This is a genomic window from Bradyrhizobium sp. CFUWI (assembly GCF_056429085.1).
In genome coordinates this window covers 1-1720 of record NZ_JBWJZE010000089.1, presented here as the reverse complement: position 1 = coordinate 1720, position 1720 = coordinate 1, and the positions used below count along the sequence as shown (strand labels likewise).

At 55.4% G+C, this 1720-nt stretch carries 2 protein-coding genes; both read right to left on the bottom strand.

Going from position 1 to position 1720, the window contains the following annotated elements; genetic code table 11:
* Positions 1-817 precede the first annotated feature (817 nt).
* The gene (locus AC066S_RS38750) at positions 818-1138 is read right to left on the bottom strand and encodes a hypothetical protein (RefSeq protein WP_126262115.1); all 321 of its coding nucleotides are present in this window, start codon (positions 1136-1138) and stop codon (positions 818-820) included.
* Between the two features lie 59 nt (positions 1139-1197).
* Positions 1198-1720, bottom strand: a 523-nt coding sequence (locus AC066S_RS38745) for an HdeD family acid-resistance protein (RefSeq protein ID WP_478271909.1), incomplete at its 5' end; no start/stop codon positions are given.

Here is a 1720-nt window from a genome sequence, read left to right as displayed (position 1 = left end):
TGAAAGCCGGAGTGTGGTTCCGCCGTGCTCGTCTGCTCATCGTCTCTCCTGATTCGCGGGTCAATCTTGCCCGCCGTCAGGCAGAAACTCCACTTATCGCGCTGTTCAGATTTGCGGGACCAGCTCAAATAGCGGCGCCCACTTGGCTTCTTCCCGTACTCGCGCTCCCACTGCGAGTGTCAATCCGCACATCACCCATGACATTGGGTCTTGATAGCTCGAAGATTATACCTTGCCCTAGCGACCGTGCTTCAAAGCGTCAACTCCTTCGGCTGGTAGGCGTTGGGCTCGCCCTTGATGCTCCAACGGATATCGCAAGCCGCCGAAAATCTTCTCCAGTCAAACAAGCGCTTCTTCCTTCTGCCCACTCCGATATCGGTTTCGGGCGGCCATCCCGCAGGCGCTCCAGTGAGCGGAGCATCCAGAACTCACTCCTGCCGATGTCTACTTCTGCAGGGCTGATGCCATCCTCACTGGTACGGCCTGAGGCGCTCTTCGCGGAGCCGTTTCCAGAAGTCCTCGGGATATGTTTACGGCTGCCGGTGCTTGATCCTATTTCAATAGAGGTAGGGGGGGCCAAGCCGCTTGCGATCGCGTTATCGGTGAACTGAACTATGCACTCGTGACAGGCTGACTGGAGACATAGAAACCGTGAGCTTCATATCCAAGTATGTGATTGTTGCCGAGCGAGAAGTTCGTTAGCGCGGCAACGTTAATCTTCTGACTTTTCGAATTAGCTGCAATAGTGATCTCCGTTGAGAAATCTGCGTCTTGCCCCCAACCCACTCGGCCAAGATAGATGCCGGAATTGTCCCATTCACGCGCTGGCGTGACCACTCATCAGGGCGTAGCTTTGATAGTTTCCCGCGTGACCGTTGATTCTCAATACCAGACGATGGTCTTTGCCCTGTGATGAGATATGACCATTCGCGTAGATCTTGATAAAACTGTCTGAAACGGATGCGAATTTAATATCAAAAGTGGAAACGCTGCCGAATTCCTTAGTCACGGCCTTTGTATTGCTCAGCACTTCTTGCGCGTGAAGGCCGTCCCACGTCAGTAGAGTTGCGAACAGAAGTAAGGGGAAGATTGCGCGATGATGTTTCGCAAATGCAGTCTCCAGCGGGTGAGGCTGCACGCACCAAGCTGTTATTTTCCTGCATGTCTTTCTCCTTCGAAACCAACGGCGCCCGGCAATTACGTCGACGATCGTGCCTTCACGATGGGACTGCGGCGTAGGCCGAAGCTGACTCCAATCCAGCTCGCGCCCGCCACGACTAGATCGACCCCGAGAAACAGGCCCAGAATATAAACACTGTTTATCGGCCAACGGGCTAAGATCAACGATCCAATCAGCAGAGTAATGACGCCGGATATCGCCAGCCAGGACCGGGGCGTTGCGCGTTTCATGCTGAACGCCAGGATCAGGCGCATGATGCTGGCGGCGACCAGCGATGCGCCGAGCGCCAGCGTAAGCAGCACAGCGGCGAGCGTAGGATTATCAAATGTCACAAGCCCCGCGACGATGTAGAGCGCACCCAAAAGAGCGCATAGCAAGAACTTGCCCCAGGTCTTAACCTGGATAGCATTGATTGAGCTGGCCCCGGTTGTCTGAACAGAATATCCGCGTCGATAAGTGGAGCCTCTGCCGGGGTTAGGCTGCCGTGCGGAGCGGCAGCGGGGTGAAGTAGGCTTGATCCGGTGTGCTGCCGTCAAGGCT